We start from the raw sequence: 24693 nt of genomic DNA, 5'->3' as shown, positions 1-24693 counted from the left end.
GGAGAAATGCATGACCACGACAAAGCGCTTACGCTCTGCCCATATTACTCAAGGCGCGGCACGGGCGCCCAATCGCTCCATGTACTACGCGCTGGGCTACAAAGAAGAAGACTTCGCCAAGCCCATGGTGGGCGTGGCCAACGGGCACAGCACTATTACGCCTTGCAACAGCGGCTTGCAGCGCCTGGCCGATGCAGCCATCGAGGCCATCGAGCAAAACGGCGGCAACGCCCAGGTATTCGGCACCCCTACGATTTCCGACGGCATGGCCATGGGTACCGAGGGCATGAAGTATTCGCTGGTCTCGCGCGAAGTCATCGCCGACTGCGTTGAAACCTGTGTGCAGGGCCAGTGGATGGACGGCGTGCTGGTTATCGGCGGCTGCGATAAAAACATGCCGGGCGGCATGATGGGCATGCTGCGCGCCAATGTGCCTTCCATCTATGTGTATGGCGGCACCATACTTCCAGGCCGTTTGCATGGCAAAGACCTGAATATCGTCAGCGTGTTCGAGGCCGTGGGCGAAAACGCCGCGGGGCGCATGAGCGCTTCCGAACTCAAGCAGATCGAGCTGCATGCCATTCCGGGGCCGGGTTCCTGCGGCGGCATGTATACCGCCAACACCATGAGCTCCGCTTTCGAAGCCATGGGCATGAGCCTGCCGTATTCCTCCACCATGGCCAATGTGCACGACGAAAAGGTCGCCTCGGCGGCCGAGTCGGCGCGGGTTCTTCTGAAGGCCATCGAACTGGACTTGAAGCCGCGCGACATCGTCACGCGCCAGTCTCTTGAAAACGCCGTCAGCGTTGTCATGGCTACCGGCGGTTCCACCAATGCCGTGCTGCATATCCTGGCCATTGCCCATGCCGCCGAAGTCGAATGGAGCATCGACGATTTCGAGCGTGTACGCCGCAAGGTGCCGGTCATTTGCGACCTGAAACCCAGCGGGCATTACCTGGCTGTCGACTTCCATCGCGCCGGCGGCGTGCCCCAGGTCATGAAGCTGCTGCTCAATGCCGGCCTGCTCAACGGCGACTGCATGACAATCACCGGCAAGACCATGGCGCAAACCCTGGCCGATATTCCCGATGTCCCACCAGCGGATCAAACCATTATCCGTCCTCTGGACAAAGCGCTGTACAAAGAAGGCCATCTGGCCATACTTAAAGGCAATCTGTCTCCCGAAGGCTGTGTAGCCAAGATCACAGGGCTGAAGAATCCCGTCATGACCGGGCCGGCACGCGTATTCGACGACGAGGAAAGTGCACTGGCCGCCATTCTGAAGGGGCAGATCAAGGCGGGAGACGTCATGGTCTTGCGCTATCTGGGCCCCAAAGGCGGGCCGGGCATGCCCGAAATGCTGGCCCCCACCAGCGCGCTTATCGGCGCGGGGTTGGGCGATTCGGTGGGCCTTATTACCGACGGGCGTTTTTCCGGCGGCACCTGGGGCATGGTGGTCGGTCACGTGGCGCCCGAGGCGGCGGTGGGCGGTTATATTGCGCTGGTTCACGAGGGCGATTCCATTACCATCGACGCGCATCAACACTTGCTTCAGTTGAATGTGCCCGAAGACGAAATTGCCGTCCGGCGCAAGGCCTGGAAGGCGCCCGCGCCGCGCTATACCCGCGGCGTGCAGGCCAAGTTCGCTTTCAATTGTTCAACCGCCAGCACGGGCGCTGTCCTGGATAATTTCTAGGACTTTCCGACCCAGGTGCTCTGAGTCAAATCCCCACTTGCCGGCTATCCTGGCAGGGGGCAGCCGGTAGGGTTTGGTCAGAGGGCCTGCCTGGCGCATGGTTTGCAAAATGCATTCTGTGGGGTGCATTTGGCAATGGCGGGGCGGGTTCTTGCAAAAGGATCCGCCCCGGTTTGTTGTTGGGGCGGCCTTGCAGTTGCTTCAGCGTAAACGGCATCAAGCGCGGTGTCCGGCTTTTAGCGCCCCCATTTCAGCGGCGCCCGGCCGCAGCGTTCGCCGCAGCAGCATGATGACGATCAGCAAGTTCAGCAGGTTCCAGCCTATGCCATTAAGAAACGCCGCCTGATACGAGCCCGTCAGGTCGTAGACTTTGCCCGACATCCAGCCGCCCAGGGCCATGCCCAACATGGTGGCCATGATGACGGTGCCGGTTCGGGCACCCGCCTCTTTGGGCGAAAAGTGTTCGCGCACGATGATCGCGTACGAAGGCACGATGCCGCCCTGGAACAGGCCGAAAAGCGCCGCAATAATATAAAGGGAAACCAGCCCGTCGAAAGGCAGGAACAGAAACAGGGCCAGCATTTGCAGGCCGGAGCCCAGCAGCAAGGTGCGCAGCCCGCCGATGCGGTCGCAGATGACACCCGACACCAGCCGGCTGACGATGCCGCAGACCAGCATGAGGGACAGCATTTCGGCCCCGCGCGCCACACCGTAGCCCAGGTCGGAGCAATAGGCTACGATATGTACCTGGGGCATTGCCATGGCAACGCAGCACCCTATCCCTGCAATGCTAAGCAGCAATTGCGCCGTGCCGGGTGAGAACCCGAAAGGGCGCGACGATTGCGTTGCGGCGCTGGCCGGGCCGTTTGCGGCCAACGGCTGGTGCATGGGCTGGGAAGGGGGCCGGCGGCGCATCAGCAAGGCCAGCCCAGCCATGGCCAAAAAGCTGAAAAGCCCCATGTACAGATAAGTTTGCCGCCAGCCGATTTCATAAACGAAGTGCTGCACTATGGGCGGCCAGATGGCGCCGCTGACATAATTGCCGCTGGCGCATACGGCCACGGCGATGCCGCGCCGGCGAATGAACCACATGGATGTATCGGCAATGAGCGGCGCGAATGTGGCCGAGCTGCCGATCAGGCCGATAAGCGCGCCATGAACCAGCGTAAACATCCAGATATTGCCCGAGGCCGCCGCCGCGGCGTAGCCTAACCCCATGCCCACCGCCCCAATAAGCAGTGGCAGCATGATGCCGTAGCGGTCGGACAGCCAGCCCATGAACATGCCGCCCAAGCCGAAACCTATCATCATGACCGTGTAAGGCAACGAGGCATCGGCGCGGTCCACGCCGAAGTCGGCCTGGACCGACGGCAGCACTACGGCAATTACATACATGCCGCTGCTTCCCAGGGTAATCAAGGCCAAGGTGACGATCAGGCGAAATACCGCGTAGGGCGAATCGGGAAGCGACTGGAGTTTTGTAGTCATGAAAGCTTGGTCTCGTGCATATTTTTATCCCATCGTTGTATTTTCGAAGAGACGGGCGTGGGCATGAGTATGACGCCGAAGCCGAGCCGGACGCAACCGTCGGGCGCAAAGATCGGCGCTCTGGCCGCAAATGCGTGGATGCAAGGCATTGGCTGAAAGAAGGCCTTGAAGCGGAAACGCCCTGGTTGTAGAACCAGGGCGTTTACCGGAAAAGCAGGCGGCGGGGCCGCGCGCCCCGTGCGTGTTCAGAACGGGTAGTGGCGCGGTGTGGTTTGGATGGACATCCAGCGCAGCTCGGTAAAGGCTTCGATGCCGGCCTTGCCGCCGAAACGCCCGAAGCCGCTGTCCTTGACGCCGCCGAACGGCATTTGAGCCTCGTCGTGCACGGTGGGGCCGTTGATATGGCAGATGCCGGACTCAATGCGCTTGGCCACCTGCATTGCGCGGGCAATGTCCTTGCCGAATACCGCGGACGCCAGGCCGTAGGCATTGTCGTTGGCCACGGCAATGGCTTCTTCCACACCTTTGACGCGCACAATGCCTTTGACCGGGCCGAAGGATTCTTCGCTGTATATCTTCATGGACGGCGTGACGTGGTCAAGCAGCGTGGCAGGAATCAGCGTGTTCTCGGCCTTGTTGCCGCACAGCAGCTTGGCGCCTTGCGCCAGTGCGTCGTCGATAAGATCGTTGCAGCGGTGGACGGTGCTCATGTCTACGACGGAGCCCAGGACGGCGGGGCCTTTGCGCGGATCGCCCAAGGGCAGGCTTTTGGCTTTTGCGGTCAGGCGGGCAACGAATTCGTCGGCGATTTTTTCGTCGACAATAATGCGTTCGGTCGACATGCAAATTTGCCCCGAATTGGCGAAGGCGCCGAAGGCGGCGGCGTCGACTGCCTGGTCAAGGTCGGCGTCGTCAAGAATGACCAGCGGCGCTTTGCCGCCCAGTTCCAGCACAACGGGTTTGAGATATTTGGCGCAAGCGCTGGCAATGATGCGGCCAACGCGGGTAGAGCCGGTGAAGTTCACGCGGCGCACGGCCGGGTGGGCGATCATGGCCTCGACCAGCGAGCCGGCATCGGCCGGGGCGTTGGTGATGAAATTGACCACGCCTTCGGGCAGGCCGGCGTCCTGGAAGGCTTCGATGATAAGGCCGTGCGTGGCTGGGCAGATCTCTGAGCCTTTCAGCACCACCGTATTGCCGCAGGCCAGCGGCGTGGCAATGGCGCGCACACCCAGGATGATGGGGGCGTTCCATGGTGCCATGCCCAGCACCACACCGGCTGGCTGGCGCATGCCCATGGCCAGGTTGCCGGGCACGTCCGAAGGAATGACTTCGCCGCTGACTTGTGTGGTCAGCGCGGCGGCTTCGAGCAGGGTGCTGGCGCCCAACTGTACATTGAAGCCCGCCCACATGGCCGAAGAGCCGGTTTCTCCGGCCATGGCGGCAATGAAGGCGTCGGCCTTGGCCTGCAGGGCCTGCGAGGCTTTGATAAGCAATGCCCGGCGCTCGTTGGGTCCCATGGCCGACCAGATGGGAAAGGCCTTGGATGCGGCTTCGACTGCTGCAATGGCGTCGTCAACGGTGGCGGCTGGGGCGGTTGTGGCCACGCTGCCGTCAAGAGGGTTTTTCCGCTCGAATGTAGCGCCGTTGCTGGCTTGTTTTTTTTGGCCGTTGATCAACAATGAAATGGCAGTCATGGAAAACTCCGTTAAGTTGTTATGGAATAAGTGTTACGGTTGACAGGGCCGTGTTCAGGCAGTATTTCTTTGCCCGTGGCTTCCGGCTTCAAGAGGTTTGCAGGCGGCCTGCAAGGCGGTTTGCGCTTGCGTGCGTTGCCCCAGACACATGCTGCAATAATAGGTGCATTGCGTTCGGGTTCAATAAGGAGCATACCCCATGAGTAATCAGATTTTAGCATCTTCGGCCGGGTCCTTTAAGCTGGGCGGAGATATTGCCATCCACCGCCTTGGCTTTGGCGCAATGCGCATTACCGGCAAGGGAATATGGGGCGAGCCGGCCGACCGCAAAGAGGCTTTGCGCGTGTTGCGGGCATTGCCCGAGCTGGGCGTGAACTTTATCGACACCGCCGACAGCTATGGGCCTTTTGTCAGCGAAGACTTGCTGCGCGAGGCGCTGCATCCGTTTTCGGGCATGGTCGTGGCCACCAAGGGCGGTCTTACCCGCCACGGCCCCGATCTGTGGAAGCCGGTAGGGCGGCCGGAGTATCTGCGCCAATGCGTGCTTATGAGCTTGCGCCGACTGGGGCGCGAGCAAATCGACTTGTGGCAGTTGCATCGTATCGATGCGCAAGTGCCGCGCGAAGAGCAGTTCGATTGCATTGGGCAAATGCAAAAAGAAGGCTTGATCCGCCATGTCGGGCTTAGCGAAATAAACGTTGAAGACATCGAGGCCGCGGCGCCGTACTTCAAGGTTGCCACGGTGCAAAACCGCTATAACCTTATCGATCGCACCAGCGAAGCCGTGCTTGAGTATTGCGAAAAGCACGGTGTCGGCTTCATTCCCTGGCATCCGCTGGCGGCCGGCGTGCTGGCCAAGCCGGGCTCGCTGCTGGACGGCATCGCCAAGACCCACGGCGTTTCGCAGGGGCAGCTTGCCCTGGCCTGGGTGCTGGCGCGCAGCCCCGTCATGCTGCCCATTCCCGGCACCTCGCGCCTTGCCCACTTGCAGGAAAATGTCGCCGGCGCGGCAGTGCGTTTGTCCAAAGAAGAATTCGCCGCGCTGGACCGCGAGGGGCGGGAAGAATTCGAGCGCAATGGCATTCGCTGACGGCATGCCGCATAGGGCTTTATAATTGCGCCTTATGCTAATTGGAATGTGTACATGATATTTGCGACACGCAGCCAGCTTGGCCGCTGGGGCGGCTTCATGGCTGTTGCCTCGGCCCTTGGCCTTTGTTTTTCGGCCAGTTCGCTGCCCACGCCGCTGTATCCCTTGTACCAGACCGCATGGGGCATCCAGCCCAGCGCCCTGAGCTATATTTTTACGGCCTACATGATAGGCGTGCTGCCCTCGCTTATTTGCTTTGGGCGCCTGTCCGATACGCTGGGGCGTTTTCGTATCGTCATGATTTCTTTGTCGATGCTGATGCTGGGCTTGTTCTTGTCGGCAATTGCCAGCGGCATTACGCTGCTGATTATTGCGCGCTTCATTATCGGTTTCGGCAATGGGCTGCTTACGACCACCAGCGTCGTGGCGCTGGCCGAGGCTCATCCAAAGCGCGACCGGCATGTGGCTGCGGTTACGACTTCCATGGCCATCAGCGTTGCCTTCGGTTTGGGGCCGGTAATCGGCGGCTCTTTGGCCCAGATCGGCATTGCGCCCTTGATCCTGCCGTATATCGTGGTGTTTGCGGCCGCCCTTCTTAATATGCTGCTGGTATTGAAGTACCGGACCTTGCTGATGGGCCCGTATATACGTGCGCCGCTGTCCATCAGCCCGCAACTGGCCCTGCCGGGCGCGGCGCGGCGCGGCACCTTTTTCCTGGCTTGCGGCTCGGGCTTTGCCACGTTCGCGGTGGGCAGCCTGTTTGCCTCGATGGTGCCGTCCTTGCTGCGGACGGCCTTGCCCTGGAAGGGGCCATTGGTGGTAGGCCTGGCATTCTTGCTGATGGCTTCGGCCTGCGTGACCATCCAATTGACCCAGCGCAACGTCCACCCTTTCAGGGGAATGGTGCTGGGCATGCTGGGCTTCATCATTGCGGTGACATTGCTGGTGGCGGGCTTGGCGGTTCATAACGTGGTTGTGCTTGCGGTGGGTATGCTGTCGGTTGGCGTGGGGCAAGGCTATGCTTTCATGAGCTCGGCTGTCATTGCGGGAATCAGCGCCGATGAAGGCAGGCGCACGGCCAATATGTCCACGTATTTTCTGGCTGCCTATATGGGGGCTACCGCGCCTATCATCGCGGTGGGCTTGTTGGCGGACAGCATTGGCCTGGAGCCGGCCATTTATGTTTATTCGGCGCTTATCGGCTGCCTGATGCTGGCCCTGGCCATATTGGCCTGGCCGCGCCAGGCAGATCCGCTGCGCGGGTGAACCCATGCAGCGGCTGCACGAAGAACGCTTAGCCGCCCATGATGTGGCGGTCGTGGATAAGCTTGCCGAAGCGCTCAGTGTCTTCGTGTGCTTTATCGCCGAACTCTTTCGGGGTCATGGGCGCGGGTTCGCCGCCCATATTAAGCAGGCGGTCGCGGAAGGCATCCGAGCGCACGACCTTGTTGATTTCGGTATTTAGCTTTTCGATGATGGCCGCCGGAGTGCCGGTGGGCGCATAGAATCCGAAATAAGTGTCGGCCGTGAAGTCCTTCAGCCCCACTTCGTCCAGCGTGGGTACATCGGGAAACAACGGCGAACGTTTCATGCTGCCGATAGCCAGCAGCCGCAGCTTGCCCGCCTTGACGTTTTGCAGGCCGATGCCCGGATCGAACATGAAATCGATCTGGCCGCCCATCAGGTCCTGCATGGCAGGGGCGGCGCCGCGGTAGGGCACGTGCACGGCGTCGACCTGGGCCTTTTCCTTGAACAGCTCACCGGCCAGGTGCGGGGAAGAGCCGTTGCCCGGCGAGCCGTAGGAAAGCTTGCCAGGATTGGCCTTGAGATAGGCGATGAATTCTTTGGCGTCCTTGACGGGCAGGTCGGGCTTGACTTCAAGATAGACCAATACCCGGGCCGCGGCGGCGACAGGGGTCAGGTCCTTGACCGGATCGAAGGTCATTTTCGGGTAGATGGCGGGATTGATGGACACCATGCCGCCCGATGTCATCAAAAGCGTATAGCCGTCCGCGGGCGAACGCACGGCGGCTTCGCCGCCGATATTGCCGCCGGCACCCGCCTTGTTCTCAACGACAAAAGGTTGGCCCATGGTTTCAGACAGGCTCATGGTGATGCTGCGTGCCACTTGATCAGCAACGCCGCCCGGCGGGAAGTTGATGATGACCTTGACCGGCTTGGTGGGATAGTTTTGCGCCTGGGCGATGCCGATGCCGCCCAGGCAGCCGGCCAGAACCAGCCCTAGGGCAAGGGCGCGGCGTTGAAATAGACTCCGGGGAAGTGACTGGATTATGTTCATGTTTGTCTCCATGCGTGAAAGCTGTTGTTGTAATTTCAGTTAGGCCACGTCGATTTCCAGCAAGACCGGGCCGTCCGACTGCAGCCCGGTGCGCAAGGCATCGTGCAGCGCGGCGGCGTCGTCCACGTGGACGGCTTTGCAGCCCATGCCCTTGGCCAGCGCCACAAAGTCGATGCCCGGCAGGCTGCATCCTTCAAGCTGGCTGCCCGGTTCAAAGCCAAAGGTTGGCGCGAATTCTTCAAGCGCCGCATAGCGGCCGTTTTTTACGATGATGAACGTGATGGGCAGCTTGAGCTGGACTGCGTTCCAGAGCGCCTGGAATGTATACAGGCTGGAGCCGTCGCCAATAAGGCTGATGATGCGCCGGCCGGGCTTGCCCAGCGCTACTCCGATGGTGGCCGCCATGCCGTAGCCCAGGCCGCCGCTGGCCATGGTGTAGAAGGTTTCGCTTAGATAAATCGGCATGTAGCGATGCATGACGGGGCGCGCGCTGGGGGCTTCTTCGACAATGATGGAATCGCGCGCACGGACTTCGTCCAGGGTTTGCAGCAGATAGGCAACCGACATGGGGCTGGAGGGTTCGGCGCGGGCAGGCTGGCGCCTGGCCTCGGGCAAGGGGCGGGCGGGCGGAGCGGGGCGGTTCAGCAAGGCCTGGACTCCAAGGTCGGTGCTGCATATCAGCGAGGTGCCGTTCGGCGTCCAGGCTGCGATGTTTGCGTCGTCGACCATTTGGAACAAAGATGCGCCTTCGGGAATATGCGGGCCCGTGCCTTCAACGTGGTAGGTGAAGGCTGGTGCGCCCAGCACCAGAATAAGATCGTGGCCGCCCAGCAGCGCAACGATTTTTTCGCGCTCGGCGGGCAGGTAGCCCGCAAAGAGGCGATGGTCGCCTGGAAAGCCGGCGCGCGAACACATGGGCGCGGTCCAGACCCGGGCGTTGTGGCGCTCGGCCAATTGCAGCACGCTGTCCCAGGCGCTGTCGCGGTCGACGCCCGAGCCCACGACGAAGGCCGGACGCTGGCAGGCGTCAAGCGCTGCCCCCATGTGTTCCAATACTTTGGGTTCGGGGGCGATGGCGGTACTGACCATGCGCGGCTCGACATAGCTGCAGGGCCGCGCCCAGTCGTCGGCGGGAATGGAAACCAGCACCGGCCCGCAAGGCTGCTGCATGGCCATATAGTAGGCGCGTGCAAGAGCCTGCGGAACGTCTTCGGCGCGCGCTGGTTCGATGCTGTATTTTACGTAGGGCTTGGGCAGTTCGGCGGCATTGGCCGAAGACAGGAAAGGGTCGTAGGGCAGGATGGCGCGAGCCTGCTGGCCGGCCGTAATGACCAGCGGCGTGCCATTTTTGTAGGCGGTAAAAATGGCGCCCATGGCGTTGCCTACGCCGGCGGCGGAGTGCAGGTTGATGAAGGCGGCGTTGCGCGTGGCCTGGGCATAGCCGTCGGCCATGCCGACGACAACCGCTTCCTGCAGCCCAAGCTGATAGCGGAAGTCGGGCGGGAAGTCCAGGAACAGCGGCAACTCGGTAGAGCCGGGGTTGCCGAATATGGTGGTCATGTTGAAGTCGCGCAACAGCTGGATGACGGCGTGGCGAACGGTGGGGCGGCTGGTCTCGGAAGAGGTGGCAGTAGCGGGGCGGGCCGGTTTAACTGGCGACTTGGACATAGGTGTTCCTGTGATTCCTGTGTTCGCTGCGGGCCGGCGCTGTTATCGGCGGCTGCAACGTGGTGAAATACCCGACTTGGCGAGTATCCTGCTGGTATTGCGTAAAACTGGCATGCGTTCCAGGCTGCTTATGCCTGAAACCGCATGTTGCGGAAGGAACCGGAGCAGCGAGAATGCCAACATGGGTCAGCGTCAATTATCTGGTGTCTTTAAATATAATCCAATACAATAAACCTAATATCTAATATTATTATTATGAATATTAAAGACGTCGATCTCAACCTGCTTCGCCTTTTCGACGCGGTCTATCGCATGCGTGGCGTCAGCCGTGCGGCCGAGGTACTGCACATGAGCCAGCCCGCGGCCAGCCAGGGTCTGGCGCGGCTGCGTGTCTTGCTGCGCGACCCCCTGTTTGTACGCGCCGGGGGCGGGGTGCGGCCCACGCCGCGCGCCGACAGGCTGGCGCTTGCCGTGCAAAGCGCCCTGGGCACGCTTGACCAGGCGCTTAACGAGTCCAGCATTTTCGACCCGCAGGAATCCCGTCGCACATTTCGCATTCACATGAGCGACATCGGCGAAGGCCGCTTTCTTCCTGAGATCCTGGTGGCGCTGCGCGAAAGAGCGCCCGGCGTGCGCATCGAAACGCGCCCCGTGGCGGCGGCCGATATTGCCGATGCGCTTGACAGCGGGCGCATCGATTTCGCCTTCGGCTTCTTGCCCAACATCAAAGAAACACAATCCGAAAGGCTGCTGAACGACCGTTACGTGGTCCTGATGCGCGAAGGCCATCCTTACTTGCAGCGCCGCGGCAGCCGGGTCACTTTGGGCGACTTGCACAAGCTGGATTTCGTTGCGGTGCGCACCCATACGAATATTCTGCGCATTTTGCAATTGCTCAACCTGGAAGACAGGCTGCGCCTGACAACCGAGCATTTCGTGGTGCTGCCCGCCATAGTGCGCGCCACCGACCTGTGCGTGGTCATGCCGCGCAATATTGCGCGTAATTTTGCCCAGGGCGGCGGCTACGCCATTATCGAGCCCGAATTCCCGCTACGCGATTTTGTGGTGTCTTTGCACTGGAGCCGCCGATTCGAGAGCGACCCGGGCAATCGTTGGTTTCGCCAATTGGCCGTTGAACTCTTTGCCGAAAAGCCCTGATATCCGTATTCCGACCTGGTAGGAAAGCCTGTAACTAAGGGTTTCTACTCATAATTATTTTCTGTAAAAATCTCAAAATTAAGATTAATATCTAAAATTATACGAATCCGGCTTCAAAAATATGTCCGCCGGAGACAAGGCAACTCTCGAGCATCTTCAAAGGAGCGATGAAAAGTGGAAGCTAGAACAATACCGGCGGCAAGTGCCTCCGCCAACCCTGCCGAGGTAACCAGCTATAGCTGGAAAGCGCTTACCGGCTCCGCCCTGGGCTACGCTATGGACGGGTTCGACTTACTGATTCTTGGTTTCATGCTGGCCGCCATTTCGGCCGACCTCCATTTGGGGCCGGGCGAAGCTGGTTCGCTGGTTACCTGGACGCTTATAGGCGCCGTTGCCGGCGGTATTATTTTCGGTGCGTTAAGCGATTATTACGGACGCATCCGCGTTCTTACCTGGACTATCGTCCTGTTTGCGGTCTTTACCGGCCTGTGCGCTTTTGCGCAGGGCTACTGGGATCTGCTTATCTACCGAACCATTGCCGGCATAGGCTTGGGCGGCGAGTTCGGCATCGGCATGGCCCTGGCTGCCGAAGCCTGGCCGGCCCGGCATCGCGCACGCGTGTCCTCGTATGTGGCTTTGGGCTGGCAGGCCGGCGTTTTGGCCGCCGCGCTGGTTACGCCTTTCTTGCTGCCGCATATCGGCTGGCGCGGCATGTTCCTGGTCGGTGTGATCCCCGCGTTGGTTGCCTGGTTCGTCCGTAGCCACCTGCATGAGCCCGAAGTCTTTGTGCGCAGCATCGAGAACAAAGGCAAAAGCAGGGCGTTCAAGCTGCTGGTCAAGGACGTCAAGACCACCAAGGTCAGCGTCGGCATCGCTATTTTGTGTTCGGTCCAGAACTTCGGCTACTACGGCATCATGATCTGGATGCCCAGCTATCTGGCCAAGCAAATGGGTTTCAACCTGACCAAGTCGGCCATGTGGACCTCGGTAACCATTATCGGCATGGCCATCGGCATCTGGGTGTTCGGCCACTTGGCCGACCGCATCGGCCGCAAGCCCAGCTTCCTGCTGTTCCAGGCCGGTGCAGTCGTTATGGTGCTGGTGTACTCGCAACTGACCGACCCCATCACCATGCTGTGGGCCGGCGCCTTGATGGGTGTATTCGTCAACGGCATGCTGGGCGGCTACGGCGCCTTGATGTCGGAAGCCTATCCCACTGAAGCGCGCGCCACTGCACAGAACACACTGTTCAATATCGGCCGCGCAGTCGGGGGCTTTGGTCCGGTGGTCGTGGGCGGCCTGGCTGTCATGTATTCCTTCCAGACGGCCATTGCCTTGTTGGCAGCCATTTATGTCATTGACATGATCGCAACAATATTCCTTATCCCCGAACTCAAGGGCGTGGAACTGGAATAACGCAGTATTGGTTTGGCGCCGGAGGGCTTTGCCTTCCGGCTGTTGTTTTATTGAATGAGGAACCTCCATGACCGATAACGCCTGTTTTCATCGGAATGCGGAGAACGTGGCATCTCACCGGTGCGAAGTAGTCGAACACCGCTGGGTGAATGATCGCTACAAATACATACGTCTTTCGGCCCAGTCCGACTTGGCCGGCGTCACCAAGCCGGGCCAGTTTTATCAACTCAAATGCCCTGTCACCGACGAGCAGCAGCCTTTTTTGCTGCGCCCCATGAGCGTATACGGGGTCGGTCCGGAGCCGGGCACCATCGAATTCCTGTACAACGTGACGGGCGTGGGCACGGCCGCCATGGCCAGCCTGAACGTCGGCGACCACATGGACATCGTCGGGCCCCTGGGCAACACCTTTGTCCTGGAGCCGCAGTACAAGCGCATTCTGGTATTGGCCCGCGGTGTGGGCCTGGCCACCATGGCGCCGCTATTACAGTACGCCGCCGCGGCCGGCATAGGCATTACCGCGATCATGTCGGCGCGCGAGCCCAAGGACTTGATGCGCGAGGAATTCCTGCGCGGCGCTCCGGCGCAAGTGCATTGCGTGTACGACAGCGACGGCACGTCCTCGGTCGAAGCGGTCGAGGCGCTGGTGCGCCGCCTGCTGGACCAGGAGCACTACGACGTTGTCTATACCTGCGGCTCGCACCGCCTGCTGATGCTGCTTCAACGCGTGCTGGCCGACTACCCGCAAACGCGCGGCGAGGTCGCCATGGAACAGCGCATGGCTTGCGGCATGGGCGTTTGCCTTTCCTGTGTGCGCATGTTCGACATAGAAGGCGACAAGCAATTCTTGCGCGTCTGCCGCGAAGGTCCGGTATTTTCCATACGCGATGTGGTTGGGGAGGTGGAGTTTGGCTAATTTGAAAGTCAAGGTTGGCGAGCTGAGTCTGCGCAACCCGGTCATGCCCGCGTCGGGCTGTTTTGCCATCGAGTATTCCGAAGCCCTCGATTTCAATAACCTGGGCGCCCTGGTAATTAAAAGCGTTTCGCCCAAAAGCCGTGCGGGCAATCCTACGCCGCGCGTCGCCGAGACGCCCAGCGGCATGCTCAATTCCATCGGCATTCCCAGCAAGGGCCTGGCCTATTACCGCAGCAAAGTGCTGCCGCCGTATACCCAGTTCGATACGCCTGTGGTTGTGTCCATTTCGGCCGACACGGTCGACGAGTTCGCCCAGGCGGTTGCTGAAATGTCGCTGCCCGAAGTCGCCGTCATCGAAGCCAATATCTCGTGCCCCAATCTCGAGGCCGACGGCATGGCGTTCGCCATGGACCCCGAGACCACCTATAAAGCGGTCAGCGCCATCCGGCGCAGCACGAATCATCCATTCTGGGCCAAGTTGACGCCCAATGCGTCGCATGTGGCGGCTGTGGCCAAAGCGGCCGAAGAGGCCGGTGCCGACGCCATCGTCATGGGCAATACCGTCTTGGGCATGTCTATCGACGTGCGTACCCGCAAGCCCAAGCTGGGCAACGTCATGGGCGGGCTCTCGGGGCCGGCCATCAAGCCCATCGCCCTGCGCATGGTGCATCAGTGCTATCGCAGCGTGCGCATACCGATCATTGGCTGCGGCGGCATCTGCACCGCCGAGGACGTGGTTGAATTCATGCTGGCGGGCGCCAGCGCCGTGCAGGTCGGGACGGCTTCGTTCGTCGACCCGGGCATCATGCAGAAAATCATCGATGGCTTGACGGCTTATTGCGAGGAAATGGGTGTTCAAAGCATCCATGAGCTCACCGGCCAGGTCAAACTCGATCGCCAGTTGTCCGATCGCTGGCTGCGCTTCGCCCAGCAGTCGGGCTGAATTCCGGCTTCGCGCCCGGCGCCTGCCAGTGGCGCGAAGGCTGTTACTTCACTTTTACCAGCGACCATCATGAATCTTCTTCAGTTCCGATCCCTGGCCGAAAAAATCTTCGCCGACGTGCGCGAGCTGACGTTCGATGGCGTGGGCGTAACGCGCGAAAGCTTCGGGCGCGGCGAATCGGCAGCCGGCGACTATCTGCGCGACCTGGCTTTGTCCGAAGGGCTTGAAGTGCAAGCCGACCGCGCCGCCAACCTGCTTTTCCGCCGGCCAGGCGCTGCGGCCGATGGCCCCGCCGTCTGGGTCGGCTCGCATATCGATTCCGTGCCGCAGGGCGGCAATTACGACGGCTTGGCCGGCGTCGTGGCCGGGCTGCTGTGCATGATCGCCCGCCAGCGCGAAGGCAGCACCGAGGCCCTGCCGCTGGAGACCATTGCCTTCCGGGGCGAAGAAAGCGCCTGGTTCGGCAAAGCCTATATGGGCTCGAGCGCCTTGTTGGGCAAGCTTACGCCGGCCGATCTGGAACTGACCCAGCGCGCCACCGGCGACACGCTGGCCAATTACATGGAAAAAGCCGGGGCCGATGTCGCGGCCATACGCGCGGGCGAAGTGCTGTTCGACAAGTCTCGCATCAAGGCTTACCTTGAACTGCACATCGAGCAGGGACCCGTGATGGTGGCGCGCGAATTGCCGCTGGCGGTGGTTTCGGGCATACGCGGCAATGTGAGGCACAACCATGTGGCCTGCCTGGGCGATGCGCAGCACTCGGGCGTGGTGCCGCGCTGGCTGCGCCACGATGCCATGTTTGCCGTGGCCGACCTGATCATGCGGCTGGACGAACACTGGCGCGTACTGCTCGAAAGAGGCACCGACCTGGTCGTGACCACGGGCATGGTCAACACCGATCCGGCCGAGCATTCCATCTCGCGAATCCCCGGTCGGGTAAACTTCAGCCTTGAAGCCCGCAGCAAAAGCACCGATACGCTCGAAGCCTTTTATCAATTAATGCATGCCGAATGCGCGGCGATAAGCCGCGAGCGCGGGGTGCGCTTCGAGTTCGACCGCCGTTTGCTCAGCGACCCGGCCACCATGGACGAGGGCATCTGCAAGGTATTGTCAAATGCGTGCGCCGCACAGGATGTCCCCTACGAGGTGATTCCCAGCGGCGCCGGCCATGACGCCTCGTTGTTTGCCAACGCCGGTATTCCCAGCGGAATGTTGTTTGTGCGTAACCAGAACGGTTCGCACAATCCCCATGAAGCAATGGAAATCGACGATTTCATGCTGGGTGTGCAGGTCCTGAGCGATACGCTGGACGAGCTGCCGCGGGCCCGGACCTGAATGTCCGGACAAAACCCGACAATACCTAGTCAACAAGAGGCCATATGACATTGTTTCGCACCGAGCACGACCTATTGGGGTATCGAGAGGTTCCTGCCGACGTGTATTACGGCGTTCATACATTGCGCGCAAAAGAGAACTTCCAGATTTCCGGCATTACCGTTTCGACGTACCCGGAACTTATTTTTTCCCTGGCGGCCGTCAAGCAGGCCGCCGCCGAGGCAAACCACGCGCTGGGCCTTTTGCCGGAACAGAAATACCAGGCCATTGCGGCTGCCTGCGAGGAAGTGCGCAAGGGCGCATTGCACGACCAGTTCGTCGTCGATGTGATCCAGGGCGGGGCCGGAACGTCCACCAACATGAATGCCAACGAGGTCATCTGCAACCGGGCGCTTGAAATCCTGGGGCATCAAAAAGGCGAATACCAGTATTTGCACCCGAACGAAGATGTCAACATGGCCCAGAGCACCAACGACGTCTATCCTACCGCCATACGCATTGCCACCTGCCTGGGCGTGCATCGCCTGCTGCAAGCCATGGATCATTTGCGCGCGGAATTCGCCGCCAAGGCGGTCGAGTTTGCCGGCCTGCTTAAAATCGGCCGCACCCAGTTGCAGGACGCCGTGCCCATGACCTTGGGCCAAGAATTCTCTACCTATGCCTTGATGCTGGAAGAGGACATGGAGCGCCTGCGCCGGGCCGAGCTATTGATTCGCGAGATCAACCTGGGCGCGACCGCCATCGGCACGGGCATTACGTCGCACCCGGCCTATGCGGCCAAGGCCCTGGCCGCGCTTAGAACAATTACCGGCATCGACTTGTCTACCGCACCGAACCTGATCGAAGCGACCCAGGACTGCGGCGACTTCGTGCAGCTGTCGGGCGTGCTCAAGCGCATTGCCGTCAAGTTGTCGAAAATATGCAACGACTTGCGCCTGCTGTCCAGCGGCCCGCGCGCCGGCTTCGGCGAGATCAACTTGCCCGCCATGCAGGCGGGCTCTTCCATAATGCCGGGCAAGGTCAATCCCGTTATCCCCGAAGTCGTGAATCAGATTGCCTTCGAAGTATTCGGCAACGACCTGACGGTAACTTTTGCGGCCGAGGGCGGGCAATTGCAACTCAACGCTTTCGAGCCCATTATTGCCAGCGCCTTGTTCCGCAGCTTCAAGTACCTGACGAACGGCTGCGACACGCTGGCCGAGCTTTGCATCAAAGGCATTACCGCCAACCCGGCCAAGCTGCTGGCGAACATGGAAAACTCGATCGCGCTGGTTACGGCCCTGAATCCTTATATCGGCTACGAAGCCGCCACATCGGTGGCCAGCGAAGCCTATGCCAACGGCACGAGCGTGCGCGAAGTCGTGCTGGCGCGCAAGTTGATGACGCCGGTGCAGCTTGACCAGGCGCTGCGCCACGAAGTCCTGACCCAGCCGTGGGCCTACAACATCGAGCATTTAACGTCTGAACCGCCTGCAACGCCGTCTACGGAGAAACTCTGATCATGACCGAATCGTATATACCGGATGCATGCGCCCGGGCTGTCGCTACGGCGCTGCTGGATACAGGCTGCGTGGCAGCGCGCACCGACGAGCCTTTTCGACTGCCTTCGGGCTGGGCCAGTCCTGTATATATCGATTGCCGCCGCCTTATTTCCTTTCCGCAAGTGCGCCGCGACTTCATCGCCAAGGGCTTGCAGTTGCTGCGCGACCGAAAAGTGGTGCCCGGCGTGGCCTCGGTGGCGGGCGGGGAAGCCAGCGGTATAGCGCTGGCCGCCTGGATGGCTGAAGCGCTGGATCTGCCGTTGCAATATGTGCGTAAAAAGCAGGCGGGCCAAAGCCGTATCGTCGGGGTGCTTAAACCGGGCGACAAGGTGCTGCTGGTGGACGACATGATGGCGGCGGGGCAGTCCAAAGTTGGATTCTGCAAGGCGCTGACGGCCGCCGGGGCCAAGGTCGAAGACCTGTTCGTCATCTTCAACTACGGCGCGTTCCCTCCGCACCCGGCACTGGAGGCGCTCAATGTGCGCGTTCATGCTCTGGCAACCTGGCATGACGTTCTGGCCGTTGCCCGCGAGCGCGGCGACTTGAATCCACGGGCGCTTGAAGAACTGGCCGAATTTCTGGAGGACCCTGCGCGCTGGTCGCGGGATCATGGCGGGATTGGCGCCATGGGCGCGGAAAGATAATTCTTGAGCGCACTTGGGGCGATTAACCGCGGGGACTGCAAGAACAATGAACGCCGGTGTTGATATCTTTAAATCGTCGATCGATTACGCCGCTCTGGGCGACCGCTTGCGTGCTTATCGCGTCGGCGCCTCGTTGCAGGCCGAAGAAGTCGCCGAGCGCCTTGGCGTTTCCCGGGCGGCGGTGTACCGCATGGAAAAGGGCGAGATCGTCAAGATCGAGATGCTTGAAAGGCTGGCCCAGCTGCTGGGTACTTCGATGGCATCGCTGCTGGGTGTCGAGGTCGAATACTACGCCAACGCCTGGGGCTTTTTCGAGCGCATGCATCAGATCGAGCGCGCATCGGACCGAATTTTCGCCCATTTTGAGCCTATCTCCCTGTTATTGACTTCCGACGGCTATCTGGACCATTTGCGTACCATGCTGCTCGAGGCCACGCCGGCCCAGGTCGGCGGAGTGCTCAAGTCCAAGGAGGTCGATGAGATCATTCGCCTGATTATCGAGCGCAAGCATTCGTTCGAAGCGCGCCACCCGCATGTGCTAAGCCTGATCGGCCTGCGCGAGCTCGAGCACTTCATGCAAGTCGGCCTGGTGGGGCGCACCGACTTGCCGGCCAGCGTGCGGGCCGAACGCCAGAAGGCCGCCCGCCATGAGGTAAGTCGCATGGCCGACCTTATGGAAAGCGAGCCCTTGAATGTGCAAATTGGCCTGGTCGACGATTCCATGCCTTCCTCCACGTACCAGATTTTTGTCGGCGCCAAGCACAAGATATTGGCAGTCAGTCCTTTTCACATGGGCGAACTGCCTAATGTGCGCAATGGCATTGCCACCATCACGGCGGCGCCCGAAGCGGTGAAGGTATACGAAGGGATGATAGCCAGGCTCTGGTCCAACGCTTATAAAGGCAAGATCGGCGCTTCGCGCTTGCGGGCATTGTTGGCGCGGTATTAGGTGCTGGTGTGTCAGGCCCCCGGCTTGAACGGCCGCGGTGCCGATGGGGGCGTCCGCCCATGCTTTGGTTTGGCGGCGCTAACGGCTTGTGTTACTGTGTTTTTTTGGGTATTTCGATACCATTAGGGATTGCCTTGCAAGTCCGCTTTAGGGGCTTGTCGGCAATTCAATTTCGTTTCGATGTGGAGCTGTCGCGAAAATGACGTTTAAAGAAATATCACAACGTTTTGAACACTCGGAATCCGGTAGCGATTCTTTCAAGTTTTTCTATAAAGACGTGTTCGAATTGATGAAGGCCGACCCGCTTAATGCAGGCCTGTATTTTGTTGTGGGCGTTGCGGCGCAAACCTACGTCATCAAATACGAAGACCAGGCGGTCGATCCTGAATTCGCGGACCGCGCCAAGGCAACGCTGGAAGGCTTCAACAATCGCCTGCTCGAGGCCCTTGATAAAAACCCCGAAGAACGCCTGCGGATTCTGGGCGAGGTGGCCGTCGACTACGAATGGAAGGTCGACGCGTTCTAAGCAATTTGCGCTATGGGGCGTCCTGCATGAACGGTTCAAGCAATTGCCGCGCAAACTCAAGGTCCTCTTCGGCAACCAGTAAAGTACATTCATTAAGAGCGGTCGAGAACGAGCCGGGGTACATCGCACTGAAGGCTGCGCCTTGCATAATATAGCGGACGCTATGGGCGTCCAGAAGCGCGGCTATGACCGTAGCCTCGCTGGTTGATTGCGGTGTGTATAGCGGCGTCATGCAGACCCTCCTGTGTTCACTACCCGGCTTTACGAAACGTGAAATTGATGCGCTGACTGCCCAATACGGGATGCGGTCTGTCTTTCAGCGGCAATACGCCGTGGTAGCGCATCCTGTCCTGGCCGCCCCACACAACGGCGTCGCCGTGCAGCAAAGGTATGCGGGCGGCTTTGTCCCCGCGCGCATGGCCGCCGAAAAGAAACACGGCCGGCATGCCCAGCGATACGGAAACTATGGGCGCGCTGAAGTCGCGTTCGTTCTTGTCCTGATGCAGCGACATGCGCGCACCGGGCACATAGCGATTGATAAGGCAGGCATCCGGCACGAATCCGGAAAAACCCGCAGCCGCTGCCGCTTCGCGGGCCAGGCCCATGAATGCGTCGGGCATGTCCGGCCAGGGCTGCCCTGTTTGCGGGTCAAGCGTTGTGTAGCGATAGCCTTGCAGGTCGGTCGTCCATCCCAAAGTGCCGCAGTTCGTCAGCGCGACCGACATCCGGAAGCCGCCCGGCGTTGTCATGTGGCGAAACGGCGCGCGCCGCTCCAGCTCGGTGATGGCGGCGATCAGCTCGGCCGATTGCGCCAGCGCAAAGCCCCGCAACACAAAAGCGCCAGGTCCTATTGCTTCAAGGCCTGTGGTGGTGCTTTCGCAAGGGAAGAGGTCCAGTGTCATATCAAGGAGCGGCTTGGGCCGGGTGGCGTCGGCGTTCGGCACAAGAAATTGACTGCCGCAGCCTTAAGCACAGGCGGTGCAGTCGGTGCCGGACGCCAGGCCAGCCTTTCAGGCTTCCAGTTTCGCGTCCATGGTAATGGTGGCATTCAACACTTTAGAGACGGGGCAGCCCGCCTTGGCGTGAGCCGCGATTTCCTGGAACCGGCCGTTTTCGATGCCGGGGACCTTGGCCGTAACCGTTAGATGGCTTGCCGTAATCTGGAAGCCGCCGGCGTTCGAGACCAAGGTAACTTCAGCCTGCGTGTCGATCTTGTCGGGCGTAAAGCCCGCTTCGCCCAGCATCAATGAAAACGCCATGGAAAAGCAGCCCGCATGCGCCGCCGCGATCAACTCTTCGGGATTGGTGCCCTTGCCGTTCTCGAAGCGCGACTTGAACCCGTATGGCGCTTCGTTCAATACGCCTGTTTCAGTGGAAATGGTGCCGCCGCCTTCCTTGATGCTGCCTTGCCAGACTGCCGATGCTTTCTTGCCCATGTCAGCTCCTTAGTAGTGAAGTGCTTCGTTCGTACAGTGTAAGACGACTGGCGTGCCGGCGGTACTGTGCGTTGGATCTTCAGTGCGATTTTTCGCGTGCTTTCATTTCGTCCAGGCAGGATTGCAGCAGCGCCCGGGCCTGATCAGCGCTCATTTGTACGCCTGAAAATATATTTCTGTACATAATCGGCGCGACGTAGCGGTCCATGATGGTGTCCGCATCCGGCGCCTTTTCGCCGCGCTGTTCGGCGCGGCTCAGCATGGTTTGAATTTGTTCGCGCGTGTATACCGCGCAGGGGCTTTCCCATTCGTTGTTTATGGCGGATGCCAGTACAGCACGCACCATTGCCTTGCCTGGCTCGGATGTCATCTCGTCGAAAAACTGTTCTCCCCAGGCATGCAAGTCAGTGCCGACGGAGCCGGTATCGGCGGGCTCGGCGTCCGGCCGCAGGCGTTCCAGGGCGACATCGGCCAAGAGTTCGGACAAATCGCCCCAGCGCCGATAAATCGTCGACGGGGTAACGCCTGCCCTGGCCGCAATCATGGGCACGGTAAGGTTGGACCGTCCGACTTCGGCGGCCAATTCGCGTACAGCTTTATGTACGGACTCCTGGACGCGGGCGCTACGCCCGCCAGGGCGGATGCATTCTCGAACACTCATGGCATTACGTTAACACAAATTATTTGCGTTAAGGAATTTTTAGGCGCACAATTCTTTAAAGCAAATTCTTTGCGTTTATGGAAAAGTGAAATGGCTACTAATCGATTCTCTCTCGCCTCCCGGGCCCAAATGCGTCAGTCTGTGCAATTGAGCCGGCCGGCGGCACTTTGGTTGCAAGCGCTGATCCTGGTCACTTTCATGGCGGCGTCCAGCGCGCCGACGCCGCTGTATAGCATCTATCGTGGCCAGTGGGGATTTTCTGCCATGACGCTGACAGTGGTTTTCGGCATCTATGCCATTTTTCTGTTGCTGGCGCTGCTTGTCCTTGGGTCGGTATCGGACCATATCGGTCGCCGGCCTGTCATTGTCGGCGCGTTGCTGCTTAATGCCGCCTCGATGGTCGTCTTCATCACGGCAAGCTCAGTTCCCCTGTTGATTGTGGCCCGTCTGATACAGGGAATCGCCACAGGCGCGGCGACCAGTGTGCTGGCGGCCGGGCTGATGGATCTTGACAACAAGCGCAGCCCAATGATCAATAGCGTGGCGCCCATGGTCGGCCTTGCCGTGGGGGCATTGGGTGCCAGCATTCTTGTTCAGTTTGCGCCGGCGCCCCTTCAGTTGGTGTATGCCGTGTTGCTGGTTGTGCTGATTGGCCTGGCGCTGGTGGCATGCTTCCTGCCCGAAACGGCAGTTGGCCGCCCTGGAGTTTGGGCGGCAATGCTGCCCACCGTCACAGTGCCCCGCAGCGCTTGGCGCGGATTGTTGGCGATTGCCCCCATGAACGTCGCTGCGTGGGCGCTGGGCGGCTTTTACTTCTCGCTGGGGCCGACCTTGATAGCGCAAGTAACGGGTCTGCACGCTCCGGTGATCGGAGGCTTGATGGTTTTCGTATTGACCATGGCGGCGGCAGCTTCCGTATTGCTGCTTCGTTCATGGGAACCGCAGCGCATGCTGGCAGTGGGCGCCGCGACCTTGATGCTTGGCGTTGCGATTACCTTGGGCGGCGTGGACAGCAGTGCGGCACTATTATTCTTTGTGGGCACTCTTTTGTCGGGAATCGGTTTTGGCCTTGGGTTCCTGGGCGCCTTGCGCCGCCTGCTGCCAATGGCGCAGCCCCATGAACGTGCGGGCTTGATGGCCGCTTTCTACATCATGAGCTATCTGGCTTTCTGCCTGCCCGCTATTCTTGCTGGCGTTCTTGCCAATGCCCTGGGCCTGACCGCGGCCAGCAATTATTACGGGATGGCGCTTATTGTTCTGACGGCTGCAGCCCTGGCCGGCAGCAAGCCATTCCGACTCGGTGCCGGCTATGGACGCAAGCGTTGTTCCTCGTAGTAAAGATCGTCGCGTGCCCGGCGCAGGCTGTAGTCCAGGTCGCGCAACTGACGTCGTAGCGAGTCACGAGTCTTGTCGTCCTTTGCTCTATCGAGGTTGTATTGCTTGGAGCGCTGCTCGGATGTGAGGTTCTCGACTCGGCGTTGGGCCTCGTAGACGCGGTAGCCGGCCCGATACCGGTCCAGGAAAGCGCGTTCAAGTTCCGGCGGGCACGAGTTGCGGTATGTGTGGCCGTACCGTCCCTGTTCCAGCCCATTCGCCGGGGTGCAGTATTGCCTGATGCCTATGGCGCGGCCGGCCTCGTAGCTGCGTGCGTCGGGGGTAACGCCGACCTTGCCGCAAGCTTCCCGGTGCTCTTCAAGGTACGAGCGCGGCTGGCCATTCTGGCCATCACGCATGCCCTGTTCACGCCAGTTGGCCGTGCGGCATTCTTCGGGCGACATGCTGGCGCAGCCCGCCAGCAGGCCAAGGAAGCCGCTCAGCGCAAGCCAGCGGAATAGGGTAAGCGATTGATTTGCGATGCGCACATGTGTCCGGGGTTGCAATATTCAGCAACATTATATGAGCATGCCATTAAAAAACTCCAGCCCCCGGTCCTTTGGCATGACGCGATCATGCGGGACCTTGTGTCAGGTCGCGGTTGCCGTGCATGGAGCGGTAAGGCGAAGGACTTCGTCCACCAACGCATCGGCAAATTGTTCGTCATTGATATGGCAATCGAACTTCGATAGCGTCACCCATGACGGCAAGTTGGCGGCCAGGGCTTCATACAGCACCGGGCACAACGAAGGGTCGTGCAGGTGGCCTTCGGGGCTGTCGTGGTGCGAGAACCCCTTCAAGGGCACGAAGAACGAAACTGGGCCTTTGGCGTCGGCGATCAGGCCCGCCAGGTGCCTGGCCAGGTTGCCAAGCTCGGGCGCTTCGGTGCGTACGGCGGTCAAGGCCAGGTTGTGCTTGTGATAGCGCTTGCCCGGAAACTGCTTTTCAGCCATTTCGATGGGGCCGGCTACCATGAAGTCCGCATTGCCCGGAGCGAACAGGACCGGGATGCCCTTTTTCAATGCGGCCTTGGACCGATCCGGCCCCGCGCTGCACAGGCCATTGTTCAGGAAGTCGTTGTGCTCGACCAGCGAGGAATCTATGACGGCGACGACATTGCGTTCGCTGACGATTTGGTCCAGCGCCATCCCGCCCGTGCCCAGCGTATGGAACACCATGACTTCGTAGCCTTTTTCCTCCAGTGCCTTGCGTACCCGCACCGTGCAGCGGTCGATGGTGCCCAGCGTGCCCATGGCAATCAGCGGCTTGGGTTCTGTCTTTATTGGCGAATACTCTTTGGCCATGGCGGCGGCGGCGATGGCCGCGTTGCGGAATACGTCGCGGGTAATGCTGTTCAGGCCGGCGATGTCGCACACCGGGTTGAACATGATGATGTCCTTGGCCCTGACGAAAGGCAGCGTGAATCCAGAGGCCATCGTGGAAACCAGCACCTTCGGCATTCCATAGGGGAAGGCCTGCATGACCACGCTGCCCAGCGAACTGCCCATGGAGCCGCCAAGCGCGACGATGCCGCTGATGGGTGTCCTTGCGTGAAGATCCAGGGCGCATTTGACCGCGCCCTGGGTCATGACTTCCTGGCATTTGCCTTCATGGTTCAGGTCGCGGACTTCTTGAATTGTTTTTCCGGCGCCGCCGGCAACCTGCTCGGGTGTGATCTCGGCCGCAGGCATCACCGACTTGCGGATGCTGGGGTCCAGATGGACGACTTCGACCCCATGCGACTCCAGCGTTTGCCGCAGGAACTGCGCCTCGACTGCTTTGGTGTCGAGAGTAACTATCATAAGGACTTTGGGTTTGCTGCTCATTTTTTTGTCTCCTTCGGGTTGTTCTAA

General features: G+C 60.4%; 23 protein-coding genes. 13 read left to right on the top strand and 10 right to left on the bottom strand.

The features are described from left to right. The first annotated feature begins 10 nt into the window (after positions 1 to 10). The gene (gene ilvD, locus DFR37_RS19735; RefSeq protein ID WP_113934907.1) at positions 11 to 1696 is read left to right on the top strand and encodes a dihydroxy-acid dehydratase; all 1686 of its coding nucleotides are present in this window, start codon (positions 11 to 13) and stop codon (positions 1694 to 1696) included. A gap of 216 nt (positions 1697 to 1912) precedes the next feature. On the opposite strand, the gene DFR37_RS19730 is transcribed toward ilvD, so the two are convergent. Next, positions 1913 to 3184, bottom strand: a complete 1272-nt coding sequence (locus DFR37_RS19730) for an MFS transporter (protein WP_113934906.1) — start codon at positions 3182 to 3184, stop codon at positions 1913 to 1915. A 245-nt stretch (positions 3185 to 3429) separates the two neighbouring features. Further along, complete coding sequence (locus tag DFR37_RS19725; RefSeq protein ID WP_113934905.1) at positions 3430 to 4881, bottom strand: aldehyde dehydrogenase; 1452 nt, start codon at positions 4879 to 4881, stop codon at positions 3430 to 3432. A gap of 199 nt (positions 4882 to 5080) precedes the next feature. On the opposite strand from DFR37_RS19725, the gene DFR37_RS19720 reads away from it, so the two are divergent. Both DFR37_RS19720 and DFR37_RS19715 read left to right on the top strand, forming a co-directional pair. Next, positions 5081 to 5971 (top strand): aldo/keto reductase, encoded by an 891-nt coding sequence (locus tag DFR37_RS19720; protein WP_113934904.1) that lies wholly within the window; start codon positions 5081 to 5083, stop codon positions 5969 to 5971. Positions 5972 to 6025: 54 nt separating this feature from the next. Next, a complete protein-coding gene (locus tag DFR37_RS19715; protein WP_113934903.1) occupies positions 6026 to 7237 on the top strand; it encodes an MFS transporter in 1212 nt (403 codons plus the stop codon). Positions 7238 to 7265: 28 nt separating this feature from the next. Here DFR37_RS19715 and DFR37_RS19710 read toward each other — a convergent pair whose 3' ends face one another. Beyond that, positions 7266 to 8270 carry a Bug family tripartite tricarboxylate transporter substrate binding protein gene (locus tag DFR37_RS19710; RefSeq protein WP_113934902.1) on the bottom strand — a complete coding sequence of 335 codons (1005 nt, stop codon included), beginning with the start codon at positions 8268 to 8270 and terminating at the stop codon, positions 7266 to 7268. Between the two features lie 39 nt (positions 8271 to 8309). Further along, complete coding sequence (gene mdlC / locus DFR37_RS19705) at positions 8310 to 9938, bottom strand: benzoylformate decarboxylase (protein WP_113934901.1); 1629 nt, start codon at positions 9936 to 9938, stop codon at positions 8310 to 8312. 255 nt (positions 9939 to 10193) lie between these two features. Here mdlC and DFR37_RS19700 point away from each other — a divergent pair, with 255 nt between their 5' ends. The 9 genes from DFR37_RS19700 to DFR37_RS19660 all read left to right on the top strand — a co-directional run bounded on the left by DFR37_RS19700 (position 10194) and on the right by DFR37_RS19660 (position 19369). After that, a complete protein-coding gene (locus DFR37_RS19700) occupies positions 10194 to 11096 on the top strand; it encodes a LysR family transcriptional regulator (RefSeq protein WP_180148089.1) in 903 nt (300 codons plus the stop codon). A gap of 174 nt (positions 11097 to 11270) precedes the next feature. Next, entirely contained in the window at positions 11271 to 12512 is a 1242-nt protein-coding gene (locus DFR37_RS19695) for an MFS transporter (RefSeq protein ID WP_276330286.1), read from the top strand. A gap of 67 nt (positions 12513 to 12579) precedes the next feature. Continuing rightward, positions 12580 to 13428 (top strand): dihydroorotate dehydrogenase electron transfer subunit, encoded by an 849-nt coding sequence (locus DFR37_RS19690; RefSeq protein WP_113934899.1) that lies wholly within the window; start codon positions 12580 to 12582, stop codon positions 13426 to 13428. Beyond that, positions 13421 to 14371 carry a dihydroorotate dehydrogenase gene (locus DFR37_RS19685; RefSeq protein ID WP_113934898.1) on the top strand — a complete coding sequence of 317 codons (951 nt, stop codon included), beginning with the start codon at positions 13421 to 13423 and terminating at the stop codon, positions 14369 to 14371. The genes DFR37_RS19690 and DFR37_RS19685 overlap by 8 nt, the downstream gene beginning before the upstream one ends. Before the next feature lie 69 nt (positions 14372 to 14440). Further along, entirely contained in the window at positions 14441 to 15709 is a 1269-nt protein-coding gene (locus DFR37_RS19680) for a Zn-dependent hydrolase (protein ID WP_113934897.1), read from the top strand. Positions 15710 to 15753: 44 nt separating this feature from the next. Further along, on the top strand, positions 15754 to 17208 hold the full coding sequence (locus DFR37_RS19675; protein ID WP_113934896.1) for an aspartate ammonia-lyase: 1455 nt from the start codon (positions 15754 to 15756) through the stop codon (positions 17206 to 17208). Between the two features lie 2 nt (positions 17209 to 17210). Then, positions 17211 to 17894 carry an orotate phosphoribosyltransferase gene (locus DFR37_RS19670; RefSeq protein ID WP_113934895.1) on the top strand — a complete coding sequence of 228 codons (684 nt, stop codon included), beginning with the start codon at positions 17211 to 17213 and terminating at the stop codon, positions 17892 to 17894. Positions 17895 to 17940: 46 nt separating this feature from the next. After that, on the top strand, positions 17941 to 18843 hold the full coding sequence (locus DFR37_RS19665; RefSeq protein WP_113934894.1) for a helix-turn-helix domain-containing protein: 903 nt from the start codon (positions 17941 to 17943) through the stop codon (positions 18841 to 18843). Between the two features lie 199 nt (positions 18844 to 19042). Then, entirely contained in the window at positions 19043 to 19369 is a 327-nt protein-coding gene (locus tag DFR37_RS19660; RefSeq protein WP_113934893.1) for a hypothetical protein, read from the top strand. Between the two features lie 10 nt (positions 19370 to 19379). Here the strand turns inward: DFR37_RS19660 and DFR37_RS19655 are convergent, their stop codons facing one another. The 4 genes from DFR37_RS19655 to DFR37_RS19640 form a co-directional block, all read right to left on the bottom strand. Next, positions 19380 to 19601 (bottom strand): putative signal transducing protein, encoded by a 222-nt coding sequence (locus DFR37_RS19655; RefSeq protein WP_113934892.1) that lies wholly within the window; start codon positions 19599 to 19601, stop codon positions 19380 to 19382. Between the two features lie 19 nt (positions 19602 to 19620). Continuing rightward, positions 19621 to 20271 (bottom strand): DNA oxidative demethylase AlkB, encoded by a 651-nt coding sequence (alkB, locus tag DFR37_RS19650; RefSeq protein WP_113934891.1) that lies wholly within the window; start codon positions 20269 to 20271, stop codon positions 19621 to 19623. 108 nt (positions 20272 to 20379) lie between these two features. Further along, positions 20380 to 20805: an OsmC family protein gene (locus tag DFR37_RS19645; RefSeq protein ID WP_113934890.1), complete on the bottom strand. Its 426-nt coding sequence runs from the start codon at positions 20803 to 20805 to the stop codon at positions 20380 to 20382. Positions 20806 to 20884: 79 nt separating this feature from the next. Beyond that, on the bottom strand, positions 20885 to 21466 hold the full coding sequence (locus DFR37_RS19640) for a TetR/AcrR family transcriptional regulator (protein WP_113934889.1): 582 nt from the start codon (positions 21464 to 21466) through the stop codon (positions 20885 to 20887). A 90-nt stretch (positions 21467 to 21556) separates the two neighbouring features. Between DFR37_RS19640 and DFR37_RS19635 the strand changes: the two genes are divergently transcribed. After that, complete coding sequence (locus DFR37_RS19635) at positions 21557 to 22801, top strand: MFS transporter (protein WP_242341913.1); 1245 nt, start codon at positions 21557 to 21559, stop codon at positions 22799 to 22801. Here DFR37_RS19635 and DFR37_RS19630 read toward each other — a convergent pair. Next, the gene (locus DFR37_RS19630) at positions 22774 to 23328 is read right to left on the bottom strand and encodes a DUF2799 domain-containing protein (protein ID WP_113934887.1); all 555 of its coding nucleotides are present in this window, start codon (positions 23326 to 23328) and stop codon (positions 22774 to 22776) included. The genes DFR37_RS19635 and DFR37_RS19630 overlap by 28 nt on opposite strands. A gap of 102 nt (positions 23329 to 23430) precedes the next feature. After that, positions 23431 to 24666 (bottom strand): Tm-1-like ATP-binding domain-containing protein, encoded by a 1236-nt coding sequence (locus DFR37_RS19625; protein WP_113934886.1) that lies wholly within the window; start codon positions 24664 to 24666, stop codon positions 23431 to 23433. Between the last annotated feature and the right edge of the window lie 27 nt (positions 24667 to 24693).

The sequence above is a fragment of the Eoetvoesiella caeni genome (genome assembly GCF_003315175.1).
Classification (GTDB): domain Bacteria; phylum Pseudomonadota; class Gammaproteobacteria; order Burkholderiales; family Burkholderiaceae_B; genus Eoetvoesia; species Eoetvoesia caeni.
The sequence above is the reverse complement of the archived record's forward strand: the minus strand, read 5'-3'. Positions and strand labels throughout refer to the sequence as shown.